Annotated in this window: 23 protein-coding genes; 13 read left to right on the forward strand and 10 right to left on the reverse strand. The window is 63.8% G+C overall.

From position 1 onward, the window contains the following. Positions 1 to 69: 69 nt before the first annotated feature. Positions 70 to 951, reverse strand: a complete 882-nt coding sequence (yghU, locus tag ACQY7X_RS16335; RefSeq protein ID WP_428246478.1) for a glutathione-dependent disulfide-bond oxidoreductase — start codon at positions 949 to 951, stop codon at positions 70 to 72. A 162-nt stretch (positions 952 to 1,113) separates the two neighbouring features. Here yghU and ACQY7X_RS16340 point away from each other — a divergent pair, with 162 nt between their 5' ends. The 5 genes from ACQY7X_RS16340 to ACQY7X_RS16360 all read left to right on the forward strand — a co-directional run bounded on the left by ACQY7X_RS16340 (position 1,114) and on the right by ACQY7X_RS16360 (position 5,382). Then, complete coding sequence (locus ACQY7X_RS16340; protein ID WP_428246479.1) at positions 1,114 to 1,473, forward strand: ArsR/SmtB family transcription factor; 360 nt, start codon at positions 1,114 to 1,116, stop codon at positions 1,471 to 1,473. Further along, positions 1,470 to 1,937, forward strand: a complete 468-nt coding sequence (locus ACQY7X_RS16345) for an SRPBCC family protein (protein WP_428246480.1) — start codon at positions 1,470 to 1,472, stop codon at positions 1,935 to 1,937. The genes ACQY7X_RS16340 and ACQY7X_RS16345 overlap by 4 nt, the downstream gene beginning before the upstream one ends. Before the next feature lie 85 nt (positions 1,938 to 2,022). Beyond that, positions 2,023 to 2,811: a DUF899 domain-containing protein gene (locus ACQY7X_RS16350; protein ID WP_428246481.1), complete on the forward strand. Its 789-nt coding sequence runs from the start codon at positions 2,023 to 2,025 to the stop codon at positions 2,809 to 2,811. 34 nt (positions 2,812 to 2,845) lie between these two features. Then, positions 2,846 to 4,081, forward strand: coding sequence for an MFS transporter (locus tag ACQY7X_RS16355; RefSeq protein WP_428246482.1), 1,236 nt, complete (start codon positions 2,846 to 2,848; stop codon positions 4,079 to 4,081). A 122-nt stretch (positions 4,082 to 4,203) separates the two neighbouring features. Further along, positions 4,204 to 5,382, forward strand: a complete 1,179-nt coding sequence (locus ACQY7X_RS16360; RefSeq protein WP_428246483.1) for an MFS transporter — start codon at positions 4,204 to 4,206, stop codon at positions 5,380 to 5,382. Here ACQY7X_RS16360 and ACQY7X_RS16365 read toward each other — a convergent pair whose 3' ends face one another. Next, a complete protein-coding gene (locus tag ACQY7X_RS16365) occupies positions 5,383 to 6,279 on the reverse strand; it encodes a DMT family transporter (RefSeq protein ID WP_428246484.1) in 897 nt (298 codons plus the stop codon). A 63-nt stretch (positions 6,280 to 6,342) separates the two neighbouring features. Between ACQY7X_RS16365 and ACQY7X_RS16370 the strand changes: the two genes are divergently transcribed. From ACQY7X_RS16370 to ACQY7X_RS16390, 5 genes are all read left to right on the forward strand, one after another. Further along, positions 6,343 to 6,903: a MarR family winged helix-turn-helix transcriptional regulator gene (locus ACQY7X_RS16370; protein ID WP_428246485.1), complete on the forward strand. Its 561-nt coding sequence runs from the start codon at positions 6,343 to 6,345 to the stop codon at positions 6,901 to 6,903. Positions 6,904 to 6,984: 81 nt separating this feature from the next. Beyond that, positions 6,985 to 8,166 (forward strand): formate-dependent phosphoribosylglycinamide formyltransferase, encoded by a 1,182-nt coding sequence (purT, locus tag ACQY7X_RS16375; protein ID WP_428246486.1) that lies wholly within the window; start codon positions 6,985 to 6,987, stop codon positions 8,164 to 8,166. Positions 8,167 to 8,170: 4 nt separating this feature from the next. After that, positions 8,171 to 9,043, forward strand: a complete 873-nt coding sequence (bla, locus tag ACQY7X_RS16380; RefSeq protein WP_428246487.1) for a class A beta-lactamase — start codon at positions 8,171 to 8,173, stop codon at positions 9,041 to 9,043. A 94-nt stretch (positions 9,044 to 9,137) separates the two neighbouring features. Next, positions 9,138 to 9,902 (forward strand): SDR family oxidoreductase, encoded by a 765-nt coding sequence (locus ACQY7X_RS16385; RefSeq protein WP_428246488.1) that lies wholly within the window; start codon positions 9,138 to 9,140, stop codon positions 9,900 to 9,902. Between the two features lie 69 nt (positions 9,903 to 9,971). Continuing rightward, positions 9,972 to 10,322 (forward strand): ArsC family reductase, encoded by a 351-nt coding sequence (locus ACQY7X_RS16390; protein ID WP_428246489.1) that lies wholly within the window; start codon positions 9,972 to 9,974, stop codon positions 10,320 to 10,322. Between the two features lie 33 nt (positions 10,323 to 10,355). Here ACQY7X_RS16390 and ACQY7X_RS16395 read toward each other — a convergent pair whose 3' ends face one another. Next, positions 10,356 to 10,931, reverse strand: a complete 576-nt coding sequence (locus tag ACQY7X_RS16395) for a PadR family transcriptional regulator (protein WP_428246490.1) — start codon at positions 10,929 to 10,931, stop codon at positions 10,356 to 10,358. A gap of 175 nt (positions 10,932 to 11,106) precedes the next feature. Continuing rightward, the gene (locus ACQY7X_RS16400; protein ID WP_428246491.1) at positions 11,107 to 11,682 is read right to left on the reverse strand and encodes a TetR/AcrR family transcriptional regulator; all 576 of its coding nucleotides are present in this window, start codon (positions 11,680 to 11,682) and stop codon (positions 11,107 to 11,109) included. Positions 11,683 to 11,782: 100 nt separating this feature from the next. Between ACQY7X_RS16400 and ACQY7X_RS16405 the strand changes: the two genes are divergently transcribed. The 3 genes from ACQY7X_RS16405 to ACQY7X_RS16415 are packed head-to-tail and all read left to right on the forward strand — an operon-like array spanning position 11,783 to position 15,288. Then, positions 11,783 to 12,841 (forward strand): aldo/keto reductase, encoded by a 1,059-nt coding sequence (locus tag ACQY7X_RS16405; protein ID WP_428246492.1) that lies wholly within the window; start codon positions 11,783 to 11,785, stop codon positions 12,839 to 12,841. A gap of 12 nt (positions 12,842 to 12,853) precedes the next feature. Next, a complete protein-coding gene (locus ACQY7X_RS16410; RefSeq protein WP_428246493.1) occupies positions 12,854 to 14,005 on the forward strand; it encodes a thiolase family protein in 1,152 nt (383 codons plus the stop codon). Between the two features lie 2 nt (positions 14,006 to 14,007). Further along, positions 14,008 to 15,288 (forward strand): MFS transporter, encoded by a 1,281-nt coding sequence (locus ACQY7X_RS16415; protein WP_428246494.1) that lies wholly within the window; start codon positions 14,008 to 14,010, stop codon positions 15,286 to 15,288. Here ACQY7X_RS16415 and ACQY7X_RS16420 read toward each other — a convergent pair. From ACQY7X_RS16420 to ACQY7X_RS16445, 6 genes are all read right to left on the reverse strand, one after another. Further along, positions 15,285 to 15,431 carry a LiaI-LiaF-like domain-containing protein gene (locus tag ACQY7X_RS16420; RefSeq protein WP_341984647.1) on the reverse strand — a complete coding sequence of 49 codons (147 nt, stop codon included), beginning with the start codon at positions 15,429 to 15,431 and terminating at the stop codon, positions 15,285 to 15,287. The genes ACQY7X_RS16415 and ACQY7X_RS16420 overlap by 4 nt on opposite strands. Before the next feature lie 34 nt (positions 15,432 to 15,465). Then, positions 15,466 to 15,798, reverse strand: coding sequence for a DUF1491 family protein (locus tag ACQY7X_RS16425; protein WP_428246495.1), 333 nt, complete (start codon positions 15,796 to 15,798; stop codon positions 15,466 to 15,468). A 13-nt stretch (positions 15,799 to 15,811) separates the two neighbouring features. Next, the gene (locus ACQY7X_RS16430; RefSeq protein ID WP_428246496.1) at positions 15,812 to 16,975 is read right to left on the reverse strand and encodes a YbfB/YjiJ family MFS transporter; all 1,164 of its coding nucleotides are present in this window, start codon (positions 16,973 to 16,975) and stop codon (positions 15,812 to 15,814) included. Positions 16,976 to 17,040: 65 nt separating this feature from the next. Next, positions 17,041 to 17,793 (reverse strand): hypothetical protein, encoded by a 753-nt coding sequence (locus ACQY7X_RS16435; RefSeq protein ID WP_428246497.1) that lies wholly within the window; start codon positions 17,791 to 17,793, stop codon positions 17,041 to 17,043. Positions 17,794 to 17,945: 152 nt separating this feature from the next. Next, the gene (locus ACQY7X_RS16440) at positions 17,946 to 18,746 is read right to left on the reverse strand and encodes a hypothetical protein (RefSeq protein WP_428246498.1); all 801 of its coding nucleotides are present in this window, start codon (positions 18,744 to 18,746) and stop codon (positions 17,946 to 17,948) included. 31 nt (positions 18,747 to 18,777) lie between these two features. Continuing rightward, positions 18,778 to 19,287, reverse strand: coding sequence for a mechanosensitive ion channel family protein (locus tag ACQY7X_RS16445; RefSeq protein WP_428246499.1), 510 nt, complete (start codon positions 19,285 to 19,287; stop codon positions 18,778 to 18,780). Positions 19,288 to 19,415 lie beyond the last annotated feature (128 nt).

A 19,415-nucleotide genomic window follows, 5' to 3' on the forward strand; every position in this document is an offset into this window, starting at 1 on the left:
GGCGCCGCAATGCTAGCTTGCCCGCAGGCGATGGGATAGGTGCCTATAGTGCTGAGGACTGCCTCATATTCACGAGGCCGTGCCTGCAATCTTGTCCTGGGTCTTGGTGTCGAAATCGCTGGCATCGTGACGTTCGTGCAACTGGCTGGCCGGATTGCCGTTGACACGGTTGACGATGCGGCCGCGCTTCACCGCCGGGCGCTCGGCGATCATATCGGCCCAGCGCAGCAGGTTCTTGTATTCATGCGCCGAGAGGAATTCGGCGGAATCGCCATAGAGCCAGCCCTTCACCAGGCCGCCATACCACGGGAACACGGCGATATCGGCAATGGTATAGTCGGCACCGCCGAGATAGGGGGTTTCCGCCAAGCGGCGGTCCAGCACATCAAGCTGGCGCTTGGTTTCCATGGCGAAGCGGTCGATGGCGTATTCGAATTTCTTCGGCGCATAGGCGAAGAAATGGCCGAAGCCGCCGCCGAGATAGGGCGCGCTGCCCATCTGCCAGAACAGCCAGTTGAAACATTCGGCGCGTGCCGCCGGTTCGGTGGGCAGCAAGGCGCCGAACTTTTCCGCCAGATAGACCAGGATCGAGCCGGATTCAAAAACCCGCACCGGCTGCGGCCCGGAGCGGTCGAGCAGGGCGGGGATCTTGGAATTCGGATTGACCGCGACGAAGCCGCTGCCGAATTGCTGGCCCTCGTTGATGCGGATCAGCCAGGCATCATATTCAGCGCCGGTTTTGCCCAGCGCCAGCAATTCCTCCAGCATGATAGTGACCTTCTGGCCGTTCGGCGTCGCCAGCGAATAGAGCTGCAGCGGATGCTTGCCGACCGGCAATTCCTTGTCATGGGTGGCGCCGGCGATGGGACGATTGATGCTGGCGAACTCGCCGCCATTCGGCTTGTTCCAGGTCCAGACTTTCGGCGGCGTGTAATCGGCGGTGTCGGTCATGCGGCTCCCCTGGGCGGCGCTGGTTGGCTGTCGGCCTGATATAGCGCAGGCCCCGGCGCCGGATACCCGGCACGGCATAAAAGCTTGGTGAAAATTGGCAGGTAGAGGGAGGATATTCGAATTAGTGTTGACTAATGAATAAGTGATGGCTAATGTGTCTTCATGTTCGAGCCAGCCACTATTCCCAATCTGCCCGTCACCATGATCATGCGCGCCCTTGCCGACCCGACGCGGCGGGCATTGTTCGAGCGCATGGCCGGTGCCAGCGAGATCACCGTTGCCGAGCTGACGCGCGGTAGCGGCGTGACGCAAGGTGCCATCTCGCAGCATCTCAAGACGCTGAAGCAGGCCGGTCTGGTGACCGAGCGGCCGGAGGGGCGCAACGTGTTCTACCGCGTGCAGCCCGATGGCCTGGTGCCGCTGGTCGACTGGATCAGCCATTACCGCGTGTTCTGGCGCGACCGCCTCGACGGCCTGCGCGATCTGCTCAATGAAATCGACCCCAGGGAAATCGATCCATGACCGAGACTTTGCTCGATGCCCAGCAAACTCAGTCGATCATCATCGACGAGGTGTTTCCGCATCGCCCGGAAGTGTTGTGGCAGGCGCTGACCAATGGTGCGCTGATCAGCCGCTGGATGATGCAGCCGCAGGGTTATGAAGCAGTGGTGGGCAAGGAATTCACCTTCCAGACCACGCCGGCCGGCGCCTGGGATGGCACCATCCGCTGCACCATGCTGGAAGTCGTGCCGCTGCGGCGCCTGGTCTATGCCTGGCGCAGCGGCGACAAGGGTAATGTCGGCTATGGCGCGCCGCTGGATACGGTTGTCACCTTCACGCTGACGTCGGTGGAAATCGGCACGCGGCTTAAATTGGTGCATGCCGGCTTCGTGCTGCCGCGCAACGAGACTGCCTTCACCAGCATGGGCAAGGGCTGGAAGACCTGCGTGGAGCGCCTGGCCGGCGTCGCGGACGCCCCGGACTGACCCAGCAACATCACTGTGTGTTGGCGCTGCCGGCAATCCCGCTGGCAGCGGACGGGATAATCTTGCCTGATCGAGGAGAGAATTTATGACCACTCATGGCATCGCTTCGCGGGAAGAATGGCTGGCCGCACGGCGCGATCTGCTGGCAGCCGAGAAGGCGCTGACACGCCAGAGCGATGCCCTGGCGCAGCGGCGCCAGGCTTTGCCCTGGGTGAAGCTCGACAAGGCCTATCGCTTCGATACCGAGGCGGGTAGTGCAACGCTTGCGGATCTGTTCCAGGGCCGCTCGCAATTGCTGGTCTATCATTTCATGTTCGGCGCTGATTACGCAGCCGGCTGCCCGTCCTGTTCGATGGTTGCCGATGGCTTCAACGGCTTCATCGAGCATCTGGCGCAGCATGATGTGATGCTGTGGGCGGCGTCGCGCGCGCCGTTGCCGAAGCTGCTGGCTTTCCGCCAGCGCATGGGCTGGAGTTTCCCCTGGGCTTCTTCAGCCCCCAGCGACTTCAACGCCGATTTCAATGTCTATTTCTCTGACGCGCAGCAGCAGAAGGGCGCGGGAGAATACAATTACCAGTCTGCCGCCATTCCGCTCGATGAGTTGCCCGAACCGGTATTGCAGATCGCTGCGGGTTGCGGCACCGATGGCCCCACCTTCATCCAGGACCGACCGGGCATGAGCGCCTTCGTGCTGGAGGATGGCGTGGTCTACCACACATATTCGGCCTATGCGCGCGGACTGGATGCCATGTGGGGCGCCTATCAGTGGCTCGACCGCGCGCCCCGGGGCCGCAATGAAACCGGCATCTGGTGGCGCCGCCGGGGCGAGTATGACAGCGTGGCGCAAAGCACCGTCGCATCCTGCTGCCGCTGAGCGTGGCATGGCTGGCTGCTGCATGGCTGCAAGGATGGGGAAGGGAAGCGACGTGGAACAATCGCGCTATCGTTGGGTGATCGTCGCCGCCGGCGGCCTGATCTGCTGTGTTGCGGCGGGCTCGCTGTTCTCGCTGCCGATCTTTCTGCAAACCATCGCCAGGGATACCGGCTGGTCGGTGGCTGGTATTTCCGGCGCCATGACCATCGCCTTCCTGGCGATGGCGGTGGGCAGCATCGTCTGGGGCAATCTTTCGGACCGCTTCGGCCCGCGTGTCGTGGTGCTCACCGGCAGCGCGATGCTCACCCTTGGCCTTGCGCTGGCGAGCCAGGTGCAGTCATTGCTGCTGTTCCAGATCCTGTTCGGCATCGTGGTGGGGGCGGGTACAGCGGCCACTTTCGCGCCGCTGATGGCCTGCGTCACCGGCTGGTTCGATACCCACCGCAGCCTTGCGGTGTCGCTGGTTTCCGCCGGCATGGGCATGGCGCCGATGACCATGTCGCCGCTCGCCGCCTGGCTGGTCTCGATGTATGACTGGCGCAGTGCCATGCTGATGATTGCCGGACTGGCGGCTTTGCTGATGTTGCCGGTGGCTCTGCTGGTGCGGCGCCCCCCTGCCTTGGAAGCAGCGCCAGCCTTGCAAGCGGCAGCGGATGCGCCGGCGGCAGGCGAGGGGATGAGTTTGCGGCAGGTGCTGCGCTCGCCGGCCTTGATCGTGTTGCTGCTCACCAATTTCTTCTGCTGTGCCACTCATGCCGGGCCGATCTTCCACACCGTCAGCTATGCCCTGAGCTGCGGCATCCCGCTGCTTTCGGCGGTGACGATTTATAGCGTCGAGGGCCTGGCCGGCCTTGGCGGCCGCATCGCCTTCGGCCTGATGGGGGATCGCTTTGGTGCGCGCCGCGTGCTGGCGGCGGGCCTGCTGGTGCAGGCTTTCGGCGCGGCGGCTTTCATCTTCGCGCGTGAACTTGGCAGCTTCTATGCCATGGCAGCCCTGTTCGGCTTCGTCTATGCCGGGGTGATGCCGCTCTATGCCGTGATCGCGCGCGAGAATTTCCCGCTGCGCCTGATGGGCACGGTGATCGGCGGCATCGCCATGACCGGCAGCCTCGGTATGGCCACGGGGCCACTGATCGGCGGCCTGATCTTCGATCAATTGCAAAGCTACACCTGGCTTTATGCCGGCGCCTGGCTGCTCGGCATTGGTGCGTTTCTCATCGCCATGACCTTCAAGCCGGTGCGGCCGCAGTTGCAGCCTGCGCCGGCGTGAATTGCTGGGCGGCCATGGCCTTGACCGGGATAGCGCGCTATATACTCGCCGAGCCGGGGAGGAAAAACTCAATCTGAACTGCGTTGGTGGGGTGCTGCATCCTGCTGCGATGGAGACCCGCCATGGAAGCCCCGGAAACAGCCGTGCCACAGGCACCGCTGCCGCCCCTGTTGATTTTCGCGCTGGCCACCGGCGCCGGCCTGGGCGTTGCCAATATCTACTACAACCAGCCGATGCTGGGCCTGATCGAGGAAAGCTTCGGCGTCAGCACCGGCGGCCTGGTGCCGACGGTGACGCAGCTGGGCTATGCGCTGGGCTTGCTGCTGCTGGTGCCGTTCGGCGACATGGTGGAACGCAAGCGCCTGATCCTGGCGCAGTTCGGCCTGCTCATGCTGGCGCTGGCATTGGCCGCCTGGGCGCCGGCCGGTTTCGTGCTGATCGCAGCGTCATTTGCCATCGGCGCCATGGCCACGGTGGCGCAGCAGATCGTGCCGCTCACCGCGCATCTGGCGCCAGCGGCCAAGCGCGGCGCCACGGTAGGCACGGTGATGGCCGGTCTGCTCTGCGGCATCCTGCTCAGCCGAACGCTGGCCGGCTATGTCGCCACTCATTTCGGCTGGCGCGCCATGTTCCTGCTTGGTGTGCCGCTGGCGTTGTTCGCCCTACTGTGGCTGGCGCTGATGCTGCCGCAAAGCCGGGGCGAAAGCCGCCTGGGCTATGGCCGCCTGCTGCTCTCGATGATCGGGCTGTGGCGTGAATTGCCGGTGTTGCGTCTGGCGGCGTTCACGCAGGCCAGCCTGTTTGCCGCCTTCTCCTGCTTCTGGACCGTGCTGGCGCTGTATCTGGCGCAGCCGCCCTACAATCTCGGACCGGAAGCCGCCGGCCTGTTCGGCATTGCCGGTGCCATCGGCATAGCGGCGGCGCCGATTGCCGGCCGCATCGCCGACAGGCACGGGCCGCGCCCGGTGATCCTGATCGGCGGCCTCGGCGCGCTGCTCTCCTGGGTCTGCTTCGGTTTCTGGCTGGCGCTGCCGGGCCTTGTGGTAGGCGTGCTGCTGCTGGATTTCGCCATGCAGGCGGTACTGATCAGCAACCAGCATATCATCTTCGCATTGCGGCCCGAGGCGCGCGGCCGCATCAACACGCTGTTCATGGCCACCATGTTCCTCGGCGGTGCCATCGGCTCGATGACCGGCATGTTCGCCTGGCAGCAGAGCGGCTGGGAGGCGGTCTGCCTGCTCGGCGGCGGTTTCGCCCTGATGGCCATGGCCTGGCAGCGTTTCGGCCTGCGGCCGGCCTGATCAGCTGGCTGGCCGGCGCGACACGATGGCGACGCCGGTCAACACGATGGCGGTGGCGATGATTTCGCGCGGACTGATTGCTTCACCGAGCAGCAGGAAGCCGAGGATGATGGTCCAGGGCGGCAGGAAATAGCCGTTCATCGAGCCGATGGTAGGCCCGGCTTTGTGCAGGATGTGCATGTAGAGCACGATCGGCAGCGCGGTGCCGAATACGCCGAGCACCAGCAGCAGCGGCCAGGAATCGAGTGCCGGCATGAAAGCGCCGCCGCCGCCTTGCCACAGGGCCAAGCCCAGGCAGGGCAGGCCGGAGAGAAGCTGCTGGCCGAAGGCGAGGCGGATCGGTTCCGGCGACGGGATGTAGCGGACATAGACATTGCCGAAGGCATAGCTCACCGCCACGATCAGCATTGCGCCGGCCCCAGCCATGTCGATGGCCTGCTGCGAGGCGCTGCTGAATGCATTCGGCCCCAGCAGCAATGCCATGCCGGAAAAGCCGATGCCGAGGCCGAGCAGGCGGCGCCGGGTCAGCTTCTCGCTGGCGAATAGGCATTGCGCCAGTATTGCAACGATCAGCGGTGTTGATGCCTGGATCATTGAGGTGAGGCCGGCTGGAATCCGCATCAGTGCATAGACGGTCAGGGTGTTTGGGATCACGCCCTGCAACAGCCCGAGCAGCAGCCAGTCGCGCAGGTCACGGCCGCGCGGCAAAAGAGGGTGGCGGGTGAAGGCGACAATCCACAGCCCGATCAGCAGGCCACCCATCAGCCCGCGGATCGCTGCCAGTGCCGGCGGCGATAGCGACAGGCCGGCCAGTTTCATCAGGATGAAGGCACTGGCCCAGAGGAAGGAGCAGACCAGCATCTGCAGCAGCAATGGTGGAAAGGCAATTATCTTCATGTGAAGATAATTGCCTTGGATATATCTTCATGTCAAGATAAATCCACGAACCGAGGGTATGCCGTGACCAGCAAGCCAGCCACTGATAACCCAGTCCCGAAGCATCGCACCGGTGAAGACCATGTCGACCGCATCCGCCGGCAATGGGCGCGCGAGTTGCCCGACCTCGACACGGCGCCGATGGAAATTTTGGGCCGGGCCTACCGGCTGTCGCGGCTGGTGACGCCATCCATCGAGGCGACTTTTGCCGCGCATGGCCTGGATCGCGGTGAATTCGATGTGATTGCCACCCTGCGCCGGGCTGGGCCGCCTTACAGGCTGACGCCGACCGAGCTTTATCGTGCGCTGATGATCGCCTCCGGCAGTTTGACGCACCGTCTTGGCCGGCTGGAACAGGCCGGCCTGGTCCGCCGCGTGCCGTCGCAGCAGGATGGCCGCAGCCTGGCGGTGGAACTGACCCGCGAAGGCCAGCAACGCGCAGAGGCTGCATTTCGTCAGGACATGGCGAATGAGGCGGCTTTCCTTGCGGCGATGGAGCCGCGCAAGCGCGCCCAGCTTGCCGTTCTGTTGCGCGAACTCAATCTCGCGGTGGAGGCGGCCCTTGGTGAAAAGCCTGTGGATTAAGCCTGCTTCCGGCCTCCGGTGGCTGGCGGATGAGGCCGCGCCTGGGCTATTCCTGGCGAACCAAATGCTGGGAGCCATGCTATGACGCCGATTGCCAAGATCCTGCTGCTCGGTTCGGGTGAACTGGGTCGCGAATTCGTGATTTCCGCCAAGCGGCTCGGTGCCTATGTCATCGCCTGCGATTCCTACCCGAAGGCACCGGCGATGCAGGTGGCGGATGCATTCGAGGTGTTCTCGATGCTGGATGGCGCCGCGCTCTCGGCCGCCATCGACAAGCACAAGCCGGATTTCGTCGTGCCTGAAGTCGAGGCAATCCGCACCGAGGTGCTGAAGGAGTATGAAGAGAAGGGCCAGAAGGTGGTGCCTTCGGCGCGCGCCACGGTGATGACCATGAACCGCGACCGCATCCGCGATGTTGCCGCCAATGAACTCAGCCTGCCGACCTCGAAATTCACCTATGCCGAAAGCCTGGATGAGATGCGCGCGGCGGTGACGCAGATCGGTCTGCCCTGCGTGGTCAAGCCGGTGATGTCGTCATCGGGCAAAGGCCAGAGCACGGTGCGGCTGGAAGCGGAAGTCGATAAGGCCTGGGATTATGCCGTGGCCGGCATGCGCGGCGACCGCAAGCGCGTCATCGTCGAAGGCTTCATCGACTTCGACTACGAAATCACCCTGCTCACCATCCGCACCCGCGATGGCGTGGTGTTCTGCCCGCCGATCGGCCATCGCCAGGAGCGCGGCGACTACCAGGAAAGCTGGCAGCCGACGCCGATGTCGGCCAAGGCGGTGACCGAGGCACAACGCCAGGCCAAGGCGGTGGTGGATAATCTCGGCGGCTATGGCCTGTTCGGCGTCGAGTTCTTCGTCAAGGACGATGCCGTGATCTTCTCCGAGCTTTCGCCGCGCCCGCATGATACCGGCATGGTGACGTTGATCTCGCAGAACCTCACTGAGTTTGACCTCCATGCCCGCGCCATCCTCGGCCTGCCGATCCCCAGCATCACGCAATACGGCGCCAGCGCCTCCGCCGTGATCCTGGCAGATCGCGATGCCACCGAGTTCGGCTTCGAGGGTGTCGCCGAGGCGCTCAAGCCGGCGGCTGCCGGTATCGATCTCGATATCCGCATTTTCAACAAGCCGACCACGCGGCCTTATCGCCGCATGGGCGTGGCGCTGGCCTTGCTGCGCGATGGCAGCACCGACCAGGCCCGCGCGGCGGCGAAGGCCGCCGCCGACAAGGTGAAGATCACCTACAAGGGCTGAGACAATGAGTTTCACGCGCCGTGGTGCTTTTATCGCCGCCTCGGCGGCGATATTGCTGCCCCGCCGTGGTTTGGCGCGCGGCGATGCACTGGCGAAGCTGCTGCCGGAAATCGAGCAGCGTTTAGGTGCCCGGTTTGGCGCCTATCTCCTCGATACCCAAAGCAATCGCTTGTGGCAGCATCGCGCCAATGAGCGGTTTCCGATGTGCAGTACCTTCAAGGCGCTGGCCTGCGGCGCCATCCTGGCGCGGGTGGATGCCGGGCAGGAAAAGCTCGACCGGCGCATTGTCATCAGCCGTGAGGATATCGTTAGCTATTCGCCGGTGACCGAGACCCGCATCGGCGGCACCGGCATGACGTTGGCTGAGGTCTGCATCGCGGCCGTGACGCAGAGTGACAATACCGCTGGTAATATCCTGATCGACAGCCTGGGTGGTCCTGGCGGCGTAACCGATTTTGCGCGTGGCTTGGGCGATGCGGTGACGCGGTTGGACCGCCGCGAGACGGCACTGAACGAGGCTAAACCGGGTGATCCGCGCGACACGACGTCACCGGCGGCCATGGCAGCCAGCCTTCAGGCCCTGGCACTGGGTGACCGGCTCTCACCAGTTTCCCGCGTGCAGTTTGTCGAATGGCTGGTGGCGAACCGTACCGGCGATGCCAAGCTGCGCGCCGGCCTGCCAAAATCCTGGCGCATCGGCGACAAAACAGGCGGCGGCGACTTCGGCACCATGAACGACATCGCCTTGATCTGGCCTCCAGGAAGCAAGCCCGTAATCGCCAGCCTGTACATGACAGAGACCAAGGCGTCGTTTGATGTCCGCAATGCCGCTTTTGCCGAAATTGGCCGTGCTCTCGCCGCCAGCCTTGCGGCTTAATTTTTAGCTCACCCCTGTCACAACCCGACCTTCCGGCCCGTCTTTAGGGCATGGAAGCGGTACGATCCTGTGCCGCGTGTAATGGGAGTGTGTGATGAAAGTGGTGGTTATCGGTGGCAGCGGCCTGATCGGCTCGCGCCTTGTGAAACTGCTGGCCCAGGCCGGCCATGAGGTTGCAGTGGCCTCGCCGTCGCGCGGTGTGAATGCCGTGACCGGTGAGGGGCTGGCGGCAGCCCTGGCCGGTGCCGATGTGGTGGTGGACAGCGCCAACGCGCCGAGCTTCGAGGATGCGCCGGTGCTCGATTTCTTCACCCGCTCCAGCCGCAATCTGGCCGCTGCCGCAAAGACTGCCGGAGTGAAGCATCTAGTCGCGTTGTCGGTGGTTGGCACCGAGCGGCTGCAGCAGGGCGGTTATTTCCGTGCCAAGCTGGTGCAGGAGCAGACTCTGGCGGCTGCCGGGCTCCCCTGCACGATCCTGCGCGCGACGCAGTTCCATGAATTCGTCGGCGCCATCGTGGCTGGTGGCATGAAGGATGGCGCGGTGCATTTGCCGCCGGCTCTGTTGCAGCCGGTGGCGGCGGATGACATGGCACAGACGCTGGCGGATGTGGTGCTGGCAGCACCGGCCCAGGGCATGATCGAACATGGCATGATCGAACTCGGCGGCCCCGAGGCGGCGCCCATGGCGGATTTCGCACAGAGCTATTTTGCCGCCCAAGGTAAGGCGCAGCGCATTGTGATCGATCCCGCCGCGCAGTATTTCGGCATCGATCTGGCCGAACGGTCGCTGGTGCCGGAAACTGACGCGCGGCGTGGCGCGATCAGCTTTGCTGCGTGGCTGGCCAGGCAGCCGAAATGATGGGTTGACGCAAGCCCTGCCGGGCCGATATAGCGGCCCCTATACTGAGGGCCGGTACAGGAGGGCGCCATGAGCACCACCATTTATGGCATCAAGAATTGCGACACCATGAAGAAGGCCTTCACCTGGCTGGATGGCCAGGGCGTGAAATATGCTTTCCATGATTACAAGGCCGCCGGCATCGACAAGGCGAGCCTGGAACGGTGGTGCAAGGCACTGGGCTGGGAGACGGTGCTGAACCGTGCCGGCACCACTTTCCGCAAGCTGCCGGATGCCGACCGCGAGAATCTCACCGAAGCGAAGGCGATCAAGCTGATGCTGGCCCAGCCCAGCATGATCAAGCGGCCGATCCTGGAGCAGAGCGGCAAGGCGCCGCTCGCCGGCTTCAAGCCTGAGATTTACGCCAAGTCGGTCAAATGAGGGCAGGGGTGGAGCTGGTTAGCTCCGCTCACCTCAGCCCCGCTCGACTACTTGGGTTGCGGCATCCAGTGCCGAGGCGATCTTTTCCGCCGCTGCCGCATCCAGCGGGCCTTGGCGCAGACGCAGGCGCAGGGCCAGCTTCAGGTTTTCCATTGCCCGCACCACCGGTGCCGGCACGCTGCCACGGCCTTCGCTGCTGCCCTGGCGGCTGAGCAATGCATCCACCGCCGCGCGGTTGGCGGTGAGGAAGGCTTCGCCTTCCGGCGTGATGTGATAGCGCTTGCGGCTGCCTGCCTCGGCTTCGATGCGGGCATAGCTCATATCGTCGAGCCAGGCCAGCGTGGGATAGATCACGCCTGGGCTGGGGCTGTAGCTGCCGCCGAAGCGTTCCTCGATGGCCTTGATCAGTTCATAGCCGTGGCGCGGTGCGTCGCCGATCATCGCCAGCAGCAGCAGGCGCAGTTCGCCGTAATCGAACAGGCGGCGGCCATCGCGATGGCCATGGCGGCGGTGGCCGAAGGGGCCGCGATGCTCATGCTCGCCGCCTTCCATGTCATGGCCTTCGCCGCGATGGCGGCGGCCACGATGGCCGAACAGTTTGTGGATCATTCTTGGGTTCTTTCTTCTTGGGTTGGCGCGAGGCTGCCGGCCATGCCGTGCCTCACGATCTCAACATAAGTCGAGATATATCGTAATTCAAGATATATCTAGAAATATATCTTTTGCATCGGAAGGTGAGGCCGGTAGCAGAAGAAAAGTAGAGCAGAAATAATGAGTTAGCCCGCTACTGCCGGCTGGCGGTCACGCCGTCGGTGACGCTGTCGAGAATCTCTTTCGACAACGCATCATCCTCGGCGATACGGGCGAGGACCAGGGCGCCGACCATGGCGCTGAAGGCATACATGCCCTGTTTGCGCTTCGCCGCCGCCGAGCGGCCACCGATCAGATTGCCGAGCAGGTCGAAATAGCCGCGCAGGGTTTCAGTGATCGGACGGCGCAGGCTTTTCGGCTGGCGGCCGAGTTCGGAGGCCAGCGCCGCGAAGCCGCAGCCGGCACCCGGTTCGTCGCGGTGCTGTGGCCGCAGATAGGCTTTCACCACAGCGCCGAGCGGATCATCGGGATGGCGCGCGGCGCGTTCATGCCAGCGCTGCAGCGAGGTTTCCAGCATGCTGGCGGAAGCCTCGGCCATCAGATCCTCCTTGGAATCGAAATGGCCGTAGAAGCCGCCATGGGTGAGGCCGGCCTGGCGCATCAGATCGGCAACGCCGATGCCGTCGAAGCCGCGTTCGCGGAACAGCTTGGCCGCTGTCGCCACGATGCGCTGGCGGTTTTCCGCCGCCTGTTCCCTGCTGACCCGCATGGCAAAATCTCCTGTAACGCTCGCTTGACAAGATAAATGACGTGCGTCATGTATGTCAATATATGATGATCATCATCTAAATGCCAAGAAGGAGCGAGCGATGCGTTACAGGCTGTTTGGCCGCAATACCGGCCTGCGGGTTTCGGAACTGGCTCTGGGCACCGGCAATTTCGGCACCGGCTGGGGCCATGGCGCCGAGCGCGACGAGGCCAAGGCGATATTCGACGGCTATGTCGGTGCCGGCGGCAATTTTATCGATACGGCGGACACCTATCAGGTCGGCCAGTCGGAAGCGATGCTGAGCGATTTCATCGCCGCCGACCGCGACTATTTCGTGCTGGCGACGAAATATACCCTCGGCGCTGGCCCAAAGACTGATCTGGCCCGCACCGGCAACAGCCGCAAGACCATGATCCGCGCGGTGGAAGACAGCCTGAAGCGGCTCAAGACCGACCGCATCGACCTGCTCTGGACTCATCTGGCCGATGGGCAGACGCCGATGGAGGAAATCCTGCGCGGCTTCGATGATCTGGCGCGCAGCGGCAAGATCCTGCATGCCGGCCTCTCGAACTTCCCGGCCTGGCGCATTTCGCGTGCCGCCACGCTGGCCGAATTGCGCAACACGCTGCCGATCGCCGGTATCCAGGTGGAATACAGCCTCGCCGAGCGCACGCCGGACCGCGAGTTGCTGCCGATGGCGGAAGCCCTGGGCCTCGGTGCTGCCTTGTGGTCGCCGCTCGGCGGCGGCTTCCTCACCGGCAAATACCGCGAGCAGCAGGATGCCTCGCGCCTGACCAAGCTGGGCATGCTGGTGCATACCGAGAAATCGGCGCGCGAAACGGCCTTGCTCGATACCGTGCTGGCCGTGGCGGCGGAAGCGGGCGTACCGGCAACCCATGTGGCGATTGCCTGGCTGCGTACCAAGGCGGCGCATTCCACCACCAGCCTGATCCCGATCCTGGGGCCGCGCACGCGGGCCCATCTTGATGGCACGCTTGGTGCGCTTTCGTTGCAGCTTGGCAATGAGCAGGTCGCCGCACTGGATGCCGCCAGTGCCGTGCCGCTCGGCGTGCCGCATGAGCAGTTGCAGAGTTCGCAGCCGCGCCTGGCCGGCGGCGTACTGGACAAGCTGGACCTGCCGCCGGTGCCGGTGGCTTAAGGAGGAATTATCATGACGAACGCTGTGATCGCGGGCTATGCCCGCACGCCGTTCCACTTTGCCAAGAAAGGCCGTCTCGCCAATGTGCGGCCCGATGATCTGGCTGCCATCGCTCTCAAGGGGCTGGTCAACCGCCTGGATCTCGATCCGGTGCTGATCGAGGATGTGCTGATGGGCTGCGCCTATCCGGAATCGGCGCAGGGTAACAATATCGCACGCATTGCCTCGCTGCTGGCCGGTTTCCCGAATACGCTGGGCGGCGGCACCATCAACCGCTTCTGCGGCTCGTCGATGACCGGCATCCATTATGCCGTCGGCCAGATCGCCATCGGGGCAGGGGAGGCCTTTCTCTGCGCCGGTGTTGAGTCCATGACCATGGTGCCGCAGGGCGGCTTCAACTTCTCGCCCAATCCGCGTTTCAAGTCGCAGGCGCAACCAGATGCCGAGATCGGCGTCGAGGCCTACATTTCCATGGGCCGCACGGCGGAGAATGTCGCGGCGCAGTTCAAGGTCTCACGGGCAGAGCAGGAGGCCTTCGCGCTGGCCTCGCAGCAGAAGGCAGCGGCCGCGTTCAATGCCGGCAGGCTGATGGCGGAGATTATTCCGGTGAAAACCGTCGATGGCGTTGTCGATGCCGATGGCTGCCTGCGGCCGCAGACCACACTTGAAGGTCTGGCTTCGCTGAAGCCGGCTTTCGATGGTACTGTCACCGCCGGCACGGCCTCGCCGCTCACTGATGGCGCCGCCGCTACCCTGGTCTGCTCGGAGGATTTCGCGGTGAAGCATAACCTGCCGGTGCTGGCGCGTATCCGCGCCGTGGCCACGGCTGGCTGCGCGCCGGAGATCATGGGCATGGGGCCGGTGCCATCCACGCGCAAGGCGCTGCAACGTGCCGGCCTGAAGGTGGAGGATATCGATCTGTTCGAGGTCAACGAAGCCTTTTCCAGCCAGGCCATCGCCTGCCTGCGCGAACTCGGCGTCGATCCAGCCAAGGTAAATCTCGATGGCGGCGCCATTGCCATCGGCCATCCGCTGGGTGCCACCGGTGCTCGCATCACCGGCAAGGCGGCGCAGTTGCTCAAGCGCGAGGGCAAGCGCTATGCCGTGGCGACGCAATGCATCGGCGGCGGCCAGGGTGTTGCTACCGTGCTGGAGGCCGCGTAACCATGCTGGCTGCCACTCTCGCGCCGTGGCTGCAACGCCGTGGCATCCATTATGCCTGGGTGATCGCAGCGGTCACCTTCCTCACCATGCTGGTGATGTCGGCAGCATTGGGCCTGCCCGGCGCGATGCTGCTGCCTTTGGGCAAGGAATTCGGCTGGACCACGGATGAGATCGCCTCCAGCCTGGCCTTCCGCTTCGCGCTGTTCGGCCTGATGGGGCCGATGGCGGCCTTGCTGATGGAGCGTTTCGGTCTGCGCCAGGTGATTACCGTGGCGGTGCTGCTGGTTGGCGGCGGCATGGCATTGGCCACCCAGGTGCAAAGCCTGTGGCATCTGTTTCTGCTCTGGGGTCTGGTGCTCGGCCTCGGCACCGGCATGACGGCGCTGGTGCTTGGCGCCGTGGTCGCCAACCGCTGGTTCGTCACGCGGCGCGGCCTGGTGGTCGGCTTGCTCACCGCCAGCTCCGCCACCGGGCAATTGGCCTTCTTGCCTATCGCTGCCTGGATGATCGAACAATGGGGCTGGCGCTCGGCGGTGTTTCCGGTGGCGGCGGCTTGTGTTGTAGCCCTGGTGCTGGTGGCCTTATTGATGCGCAACCGGCCAAGCGATCTTGGCCTCGCAGCCTACGGCGATACCGCGCCGATGGCGGCGCCGGTTGCCACGCCATTGCCCAGCCTGGCAACGCCTTTCGTGGTGCTGTGGGAAGCAGCACAGAAGCCGGTTTTCTGGATTCTCGCCGGCAGCTTCTTCATCTGCGGTCTCTCCACCAACGGCCTGATTCAGACGCATTTCATCGCGCTGTGCAGTGACTACGGCCTCAGCGCCGTACCGGCGGCTTCGGTGCTGGCGATGATGGGCGCCTTCGATGTTGTCGGCACCATTCTTTCCGGCTGGCTGTCGGATCGCTACGACAATCGCAAGCTGCTGTTCTGGTATTACGGCCTGCGCGGCCTGTCGCTGATGTGGCTGCCGTATTCCGATTTCACGCTCTACGGCCTGTCGCTGTTCGCACTGTTCTATGGCCTGGACTGGATCGCCACGGTGCCGCCGACGGTGAAACTGACCGGGCAGATATTCGGCCCGCAGAAGGTCGGCATGGTATTTGGCTGGATATTTGCCGCGCATCAGCTTGGTGCGGCCACTGCCGCCTATGGCGCCGGCCTGGTACGCACCTCGACGCAGAGCTATACGCCGGCTTTCTTCCTGGCGGGCGTGGCCTGCATTGTTGCGGCGGTGATCGTGCTGCTGGTACGCCAGCAACGCGCCAAGGCAGTGCCGGCTTAGCGGCGGCGCTGGAACAGCATGCCGACGCCGAGGATGATCAGGATCGCCGGCCACCATTGATTCAGGAAGGCCAGCGACAGCATGTCGAAGTTGTTTGCCAGCAGCAGGGCGCCAAGGCCGATGAGGATGAGCGGTCCGACCACAGGGGCCTCCCAGAGTTGATTGTGGCTGAGTCTATCAGCCGATAATGGGGCTATCCAGTGGGAAGCGGCCTTTGCCATCCTCGGCCTCGACGATCCAGAGGTCGGGGTCGCGGCTCACCGCCTTGGCCAGCATCGCCTCGATGGCGGTATCGTCCTGCGGCCCGGTCTTGAGCCAGGCGGCGCGGCCTTCGCCATCGCGGGCCTGGGTGAACAGTAGGGCGCTGGTGCGGTCGAGTGCGATCTTCACTGCCACGGCGCCGGCATCGGCATCGCCACGGCGGCGCAGATAGGCCGGGATCATGTCGCGGTCATAGAGCCGCAGGATCGCCTGCACCAGCAATTCCGCTTTCAGTCGAGCGTCCATCATGGCGTTCCTGGCATCATGTCGCCGCCTGGGGCTTGCTGCCGCTCAAGGCCACCAGCACCGCGCCGATGGCCAAAGCCGTGCCGCCGATGAGGAATTGCAGCATGTAGGAATGATTCAGCGTGAAGAGATAAGACAGGCCATAGCCGCCGCCGGCCTGCGCGGCGCCCACCGCCACGGTCATCCAGCCCCAGACCTGGCGGTGATGGGTGAGGCCAACCAGTTCGGCGACGCGGCCCGAGAGAATGGCCGAGATGCCAGGAGCGAAGGCGCCGGCAAGGAAGGGGGAGAGCATCAGCGCCGGCACCGAGGTGCTGAGCAGCGGCAGGAAGATGCCGAAGGATTTCAGCAGGAAGGCAATGATCAGGGCGCGGTGGAAGCCGAGCTTCTCGGCGATGAAGCCGGCGGAAATCGGACCGCAGAGCGCGCCGACGCCGAAGCAGACCCAGTAGAAGCCGCCTTCGGCCAGGCCACGGCCGAGGCCACGCGCGACGAAATCAACCCAGAACACGGTATGCGGCACGAAGCCGAAAGAGTCGAAGCCATAGGCCAGCAGCAGCAGCACGACCGGCCGTGTGAGCAGCTTGCCGGATTTCTCTTCCGCCGTTGCGGTGGGCGTGGGGGCTGCTCCCCAGCTTGCCCAGGTGATCAGGCTGAGGCTGCCGGCGACCAAGGCCATGCCGAGCCACACGGCACTGACGCTGAAAGCGGCAAGGCTCGGCACCAGGCTGCCGCTGGCCGCAACACCGATGCCGACGCCGGTGAAGACCACGCCGGAGGCGCGCGCGCGGCGGTTCAGCGGCATGCGGCCGAGGATAATCGGCAAGGCCACGATCATCAGCACCGCGCCGGTGAAGCCGGCCATGAAGCGCCAGGGCACGAACCACCAGAAGCCGAGCGGCAAGGCGCAGACAGCAAAGCTCAGCGTGGTCAGCGCCAGCGCGATCCGCACCATCAGGCCGGGGCCGAAGCGGGTGGCTAGACGGTAGGAGAGCATGCTGCCGAACAGATAGCCGGCAAGATTGGTGGCGCCGAGATAGACGGCTTCGGAAGCCTGCAGCCAGCCATCCTGGATCAATGCCGGAATCAGCGGCGTATAGCCGAAGCGCGCCATGCCGATGCCAATCAGCAAAGCCGCAGTGCCCGGCAGGGCACCGATCAGGAAACGCGTCAGGGTCATTTTATTGTATGGAGCCGGGAACAGGGCGAGACGGGTCTCAGTCTACCCTCTTACTGGAAGCCGGGCTACCGCGCCGGCCGGGCATTTCGTGGCAGGCCCTGGCGAAAGGCGGCATCGGCCGCCCGGCTACCATGGCGAATAAGGACCATTGCGAGTTCCGCCGCTGCTTCCTGTTGTGACAGGCCATGGCGATTGCGCGTGACATTCCACAATTCCAGAGGCGGTATCGGAAACAGGAGGTCTGGCTGAGAGCGTGCGGCATTGGTTAAGACAATATGTCCATCAAGGATGCGCAGCGTGTTGATGGTAATGGCTGTGCCGACAGCCGCGTCGGTGGCCATGGAAACCTGATCGCGGAGTTTTGGCGGCGCGTTATACAGCCGGTCTACTTGGGCAATGGCGTTGCGCATCAGGCTGCGAAGATTTTCGTTCCGGTTACTTGTCTCATACCGATAGATTGCCTTGCGGATGGTCAATTCCTGAATCACCAGATGGCCGGTGCGCAGCGAGGCTGGATCGAACTTCACGCCGATGCCGTGGAGTTCCATAGCGTCATTACGGCTGAATCCTTGTGGATTTTGCACGGCCAAACGCTCAATGGAGGCGCCACCAGCATGCGGTAGCATCTCGAATTGAGTGATGTGGACGTTTGCTCCGGCAGCTTCCTGGATAAGACGTTCTATATGGTCTGCTACCGAGAATTTCGGATGATATGTAATATAAAGTAGGCTGATCACACCAAAAACAGCACCGAATATGAGTTTAAAAACCGCCTCTTTGCCGCGCCTTTTCAATTCGTCTGTGATTGCCTTACGCATTTTATTTTGCCTTGGCACAAAGCGCCTGGGAGCGGCAGCAGTGCCTCTAATCCCCAGGCAGTGAATGGTTTAAAGTAATGTCGTAAGAAGCAGTATGTGGAAATCGAGCATGGCCGGCGGAATATGCGCCGGCCATGCTGAACGTGAAACGGTTACTTGCCGAGCAGGCCTTTCAGCTTGTCGGCTGCACCGCCGGCCGCACCAGCAGCACCGCTGGCAGCACCTGCCGCGCCGCCGATGGCGCCTTTGAGCTGGTCGCCGAGTTGCTTCTGCAATTCGCCGCTGGCAACGCGGGCGGCCTGCTGGCTGATGGTGCCCAGTACTTTCTCGGCCACTTCCGCCGGAGTGGCGCCGCCCTGGCTCTTGCCGATATCGGTGAGCGTGATGGTGGGCAGCGGGGCGCTGAGTTCACGGCCCTGCAAGGCAGCGTGGCTCATGCCGATCTGGCCGCCGGTCACCACCAGGCGCTCGATGATTACCTTGGTTTCCGGCTTGCCATCTTTCTGCGGCGTGGCGGCGCCGGTCGGCTTCGAGCCGCCAGCCCCCATCTTCTGCGCATAGGCCTGGGTATTCTTCTGGATGGTTTCCAGGTTGCCGCCGCTGCTGGCGTATTCGTAGGTCACCTTCGGCCGCGTGATGGTGATTTCCTTGATCACGATCGGGTTCTGTTGCAGCGTCGCGGTATCAAGTTTCAGCGAGATATCGCCAAGGCTGAGCGCCTCCGGGGTGTTGAAGCCTTTCGGGTTGCCAACCTTCAGGTCAGCGATGGCGCCACTGCCTTCGCGCAGACCGATTGTCACCTTGCCGACGCTGACACGGGCCTGGGTGGCTTCGGTGCCGTAGGTCTCGATTGCCACCTTCACCAGGCTGTCGAGATTGGAGAACAGGTAATAGACGCCGCCGGCCACGATCAGCACGATCACGGCCAGAGCCAGGGCTACCTTTTTCATCATTGTCCGTCTCCTCCTGTTGGCAGATATAGAATTACGCGACCGGCAGCACGGTCACGACATTGCCAAGCACATTGGCATTCGGGATCAAGTGGCGCTTGTTGTCATCATCCACCACCTCGGTATAGCGCAGGTCGATCTTGGCCACGCGGCCTTCGATGCCGGTAACGATGATGCGGTCGCCGCTGACGAAGGGGCGGTTGAGCAGGATCAGCATGCCGGCCATCAGGCTGGAGAGGATGTCCTTCAGCGCGAAGCCGAGCGCGAAGCCGGTGAGGCCAAGGCCCGCGATCAGGCCGGTGACATCGGCGCCGAGCGTGCCGAGCGCGGTGATGGCACCGAAGCCGATGATGCCCCAGCGTGCCGCCGAGGCCAGCAGCTCCAGCACATCCTTGCGTTGCTTGTCGCGTTCGGCGACGCGGTAGAGCACGGTGCGGGCGAGGCCGCCGGCGATCCAGAAGCCGATGAAGATCAGCACCGCGCCGCCGAACGAGGTCAGCATCTTCAGCACTTGCGGCCAGTAGGCGGCGATTTCGGCGGTCATCGGTAGCTCCTGTGTAAAATGCCTGTATTCCAAGCCTAACCCAGAGAGGGGACGGGCGCATCCCTTGCGTTACGGCCTTGGGTTATGGCTTTGCCTGCTGGCCTTGCATGGTGGGGCGCCAGCGGGTA

Origin of the sequence: Ferrovibrio sp. (genome assembly GCF_965278975.1) — a bacterium.
Classification (GTDB): domain Bacteria; phylum Pseudomonadota; class Alphaproteobacteria; order Ferrovibrionales; family Ferrovibrionaceae; genus Ferrovibrio.

Coding starts and splice junctions, on each gene's coding strand:
- yghU (WP_428246478.1), bottom strand. CDS start 951: ATGACCGACACCGCCGATTACACGCCGCCGAAAGTCTGGACCTGGAAC.
- ACQY7X_RS16340 (WP_428246479.1), top strand. CDS start 1,114: ATGTTCGAGCCAGCCACTATTCCCAATCTGCCCGTCACCATGATCATG.
- ACQY7X_RS16345 (WP_428246480.1), top strand. CDS start 1,470: ATGACCGAGACTTTGCTCGATGCCCAGCAAACTCAGTCGATCATCATC.
- ACQY7X_RS16350 (WP_428246481.1), top strand. CDS start 2,023: ATGACCACTCATGGCATCGCTTCGCGGGAAGAATGGCTGGCCGCACGG.
- ACQY7X_RS16355 (WP_428246482.1), top strand. CDS start 2,846: ATGGGGAAGGGAAGCGACGTGGAACAATCGCGCTATCGTTGGGTGATC.
- ACQY7X_RS16360 (WP_428246483.1), top strand. CDS start 4,204: ATGGAAGCCCCGGAAACAGCCGTGCCACAGGCACCGCTGCCGCCCCTG.
- ACQY7X_RS16365 (WP_428246484.1), bottom strand. CDS start 6,279: ATGAAGATAATTGCCTTTCCACCATTGCTGCTGCAGATGCTGGTCTGC.
- purT (WP_428246486.1), top strand. CDS start 6,985: ATGACGCCGATTGCCAAGATCCTGCTGCTCGGTTCGGGTGAACTGGGT.
- bla (WP_428246487.1), top strand. CDS start 8,171: ATGAGTTTCACGCGCCGTGGTGCTTTTATCGCCGCCTCGGCGGCGATA.
- ACQY7X_RS16385 (WP_428246488.1), top strand. CDS start 9,138: ATGAAAGTGGTGGTTATCGGTGGCAGCGGCCTGATCGGCTCGCGCCTT.
- ACQY7X_RS16390 (WP_428246489.1), top strand. CDS start 9,972: ATGAGCACCACCATTTATGGCATCAAGAATTGCGACACCATGAAGAAG.
- ACQY7X_RS16395 (WP_428246490.1), bottom strand. CDS start 10,931: ATGATCCACAAACTGTTCGGCCATCGTGGCCGCCGCCATCGCGGCGAA.
- ACQY7X_RS16400 (WP_428246491.1), bottom strand. CDS start 11,682: ATGCGGGTCAGCAGGGAACAGGCGGCGGAAAACCGCCAGCGCATCGTG.
- ACQY7X_RS16405 (WP_428246492.1), top strand. CDS start 11,783: ATGCGTTACAGGCTGTTTGGCCGCAATACCGGCCTGCGGGTTTCGGAA.
- ACQY7X_RS16410 (WP_428246493.1), top strand. CDS start 12,854: ATGACGAACGCTGTGATCGCGGGCTATGCCCGCACGCCGTTCCACTTT.
- ACQY7X_RS16415 (WP_428246494.1), top strand. CDS start 14,008: ATGCTGGCTGCCACTCTCGCGCCGTGGCTGCAACGCCGTGGCATCCAT.
- ACQY7X_RS16425 (WP_428246495.1), bottom strand. CDS start 15,798: ATGATGGACGCTCGACTGAAAGCGGAATTGCTGGTGCAGGCGATCCTG.
- ACQY7X_RS16430 (WP_428246496.1), bottom strand. CDS start 16,975: ATGACCCTGACGCGTTTCCTGATCGGTGCCCTGCCGGGCACTGCGGCT.
- ACQY7X_RS16435 (WP_428246497.1), bottom strand. CDS start 17,793: ATGCGTAAGGCAATCACAGACGAATTGAAAAGGCGCGGCAAAGAGGCG.
- ACQY7X_RS16440 (WP_428246498.1), bottom strand. CDS start 18,746: ATGATGAAAAAGGTAGCCCTGGCTCTGGCCGTGATCGTGCTGATCGTG.
- ACQY7X_RS16445 (WP_428246499.1), bottom strand. CDS start 19,287: ATGACCGCCGAAATCGCCGCCTACTGGCCGCAAGTGCTGAAGATGCTG.